A 3,147-nucleotide genomic window follows, 5' to 3' on the forward strand; every position below is an offset into this window, starting at 1 on the left:
TACGAAAAGTGTTTATACATCAACCAAGTAAGAGAATGAAAAATCTTTACTTATCCTTGAATTTTTCTCTTATCCAGAAAAAGAGAAACAAACAGCCATAAAACAGAAGAAAAAGTGCTGCTATGATCGGATATAAATCAGGATTCCCAATCAAACAAAAAAGAACCACCAAGAAAGCCAACCACTTCATAATATCCTCCCTTCATCCAAATAAGAGTAATATCCGCTATCTGTAACTATTATATGATCCAACAACTGAATATCAAATAGTTTTGCAGCCTTTTTCACCCTGTCCGTTAATAAATCGTCTTGATTGCTTGGTCGTTTATTCCCTGATGGATGATTATGGCTAAGGATCATTGCAGAGGCGTTTCCCAATATCGCAGCCTGCATAATGATCCGTATATCGGCAGATGTTGAATCCAATCCACCTTCTGATATATGTACAATTCCCAATACCCTTTTAGCGTTGTTCAACAGGATCAGTTTCATATATTCCCTGTATTGGATTGTTTCAGAATCATATATATGATTCATTAATAAGGAATAAGCACTGTTGGAATCCTTGATAACAGCCCTTTCCGAACTCTTTACTTTCGTGTTGTACGTCAATTTAACGTCACATACCTTATACATTCCTTCCATACGTTTGTAGTTTAATAAGTTAATTGATTATGAATTACGGATTTGCAAGAATGAAAGGAATACCACCAAGCAAGAGATATAGCCTATCTTTTCAATGTCAGACAGTAGATTCAATCAACTAAATATATTCTATTCTGGATTGAATGGTAGTGTACCCGTCTGAACTTGAAATCGTGATCGGCTGATCCTGTAGGCTTTTGCGTAGGATATTCCTTTTTCCTTCTCATACATGGAGGGGTGTTTTAAAGTTGTGGACTTATGAACGCATAGGATATACTTCTTACTTGGTTTAGCTTACTCTTTGGCGTTACCCAAGTAAAAGGAATATATATAATAATGTATAGGAGATTATCTCAATCTGATTTGTGTGTCTATAAAATAAAGTTGTCCATCAATCCCATATAATACATTATTAGGAACGGCATCAAATATTTCGTATTGTTCGTTATGGTATTCATCAGGATAGTCCATTATAAACCCTAAAGATTCCATATAGTGTTGAATCTCACTTTCAGTAGCTTCCCTTTTTGCTCTAACATACGGTTGGACAAGCACCGCACAAAATTCGTTTTGGCTGTTATAGGCAAATCCTATCATTTCGTATGGGATATTGCTAAAAAAGAGATTATGGGCTTCAATCCTCATAAAAAAATTAGTGAGGTCGTCACCAGCATAATCAAAATTATTTAGTTTGACGACAGATAACAAGCCATCATAAAACACCTCATTCTCACCACCTTTACTAAGAAATGTAAATGATAATGAGTGTAGGTTTATCCATAAATTATGAATAGTGGCAAATTGTTTTAATCTTTCAATCTGCCTTCCCTTATAGCCCTCTGTTGGTTCAACATTTCCTGCTGTCTCTTTACATCTTCCAACGAGATCGGCTGCCTCTTCCAAGATTCGATTGATTGCAGGGTTGTTTCTATCCATTGCTTGTGAAATTCATTAATATAAGTTCGTTCCATATACAATTCTTTATCTGCATTGTTTCCACAAAGATACGTGTTCAATTGGAAAAATCAAACAAGAAGTATCGTTCTTCTCTCTTTTTCAAGTTCTTGGCAGTTTACTTTTTTAGATGGCTATTTGTTTGTATCTTTGTATATATCAATAAGATAAAAATAAAATCCATTTCAGATATACTTCCAAGTTTCCCAGATCACTTGTTTTTTATCCAAACTGCAAGGACAATTCTTGTTTTTATATTTAATAGGTAAATAAATTTTGTCCTTCCATAAATCCAATTTCTCGAATATGGTATTATACACGCCAAACAACCGAATTTTCAATAACAGATTAGAATGCAAGAAAGCATTGAATATAAATTGTTCCCAATACAAGAAACTGATGGAACTGAATATCCTGATCCCCATCAACAGGGAAAACTCCCCTATAAAGTCAGAAAAGACAGAAGGCTAATTTTAACATCTTGGCAAAGGCTAAAAGTAACACTGTTACTAAGAACCTATGCGTTTTTCACTAAAACCTAATATCAGATTTAGCCTCCTTCCTGAAGAAGGCTAAATGGGTGTAGTGCAGATAAACAGTAATTGAATCTCTTTTTAACATATCTAATATGAATTACAGAAACTTAGACAAAAATATTTTCCTTAAACTCAACCATAACCAAGCCTATGTAGCCGCCTGTTTCTCTTTCAAGTCGGATTTTGTAACAGGTGAATCCCATATACACCAAGATACTCTCGCTGACTATTGCCAGTGTTCACCAAGTAAGATACAAGACTATATTTCCGTTTTCAAAGAGGTTGGATTCATACGATCCAGTATGACATGTTATTTCAAGAATGAGGACGGATTACCCAGAAGGCAGAATGAGTATTTGCTCAATGTGCCAGATTCCAGCTATTTCACGATTCACAAGGAACTGTTGGAAAAGGATATTCCTGTAGGTGTAATAGGGTATGTCCTGTTGCTTAAATGCTTATGCTTGAATAGAACAAATACCTGCTTTTATAACCTGTTGGAAATCTCCAACAAATTGAAAGTTGGCTATTCCACCCTGAAAGGCAAAAACGGGTTGCACCAGAAAGCCATTGATTACGGCTTGATAACGGACGATAAAGTGAGGTACGAGGGGAAATCCACGATCAGACATACCATTATGGATTCTAACATCTTACTTGGTGATGGTTTGGATATTCCAGACCTGAATGCAGAAGAACACGGTATCTATGTGGAACAATATGATATTATCCGTTCCTGCTGTCTGGATCATGATATATATCCTCCCAGATATGACGGACAGGTGATTCGCAAAATCATGAATCATTTTGTGGATGACAATTTGAAAAACGCCTTAAACAGACGGCTTGACAAGGTGAAAGAGGATCATATCTATAGCCTGAACTATATAGCCAAAATGCTGAACATTCAGATGGATTCACCAAGTAAAGAAGAATATACATTCGTTATGCCATGATAATATTATGGGTGCTTTCAGAAATGGAAGTGCCCATTTCTCTTTTATTTGGGTTG

Annotated in this window: 3 protein-coding genes; 1 reads left to right on the plus strand and 2 read right to left on the minus strand. The window is 35.6% G+C overall.

Features of this window, described 5'->3' with window-relative positions:
• Positions 1-186: 186 nt before the first annotated feature.
• Together E5342_RS18730 and E5342_RS18735 are read right to left on the minus strand one after the other, a co-directional pair.
• Positions 187-645, minus strand: a complete 459-nt coding sequence (locus E5342_RS18730) for a JAB domain-containing protein (protein WP_135960056.1) — start codon at positions 643-645, stop codon at positions 187-189.
• A 348-nt stretch (positions 646-993) separates the two neighbouring features.
• A complete protein-coding gene (locus E5342_RS18735) occupies positions 994-1,581 on the minus strand; it encodes a hypothetical protein (RefSeq protein WP_135960057.1) in 588 nt (195 codons plus the stop codon).
• A gap of 646 nt (positions 1,582-2,227) precedes the next feature.
• Here E5342_RS18735 and E5342_RS18740 point away from each other — a divergent pair.
• Positions 2,228-3,091 carry a hypothetical protein gene (locus tag E5342_RS18740; protein ID WP_135960058.1) on the plus strand — a complete coding sequence of 288 codons (864 nt, stop codon included), beginning with the start codon at positions 2,228-2,230 and terminating at the stop codon, positions 3,089-3,091.
• Positions 3,092-3,147: the final 56 nt, after the last annotated feature.

The sequence above is a fragment of the Parabacteroides distasonis genome (assembly GCF_004793765.1).
In the GTDB taxonomy this organism is placed as follows: Bacteria; Bacteroidota; Bacteroidia; order Bacteroidales; family Tannerellaceae; genus Parabacteroides; species Parabacteroides distasonis_A.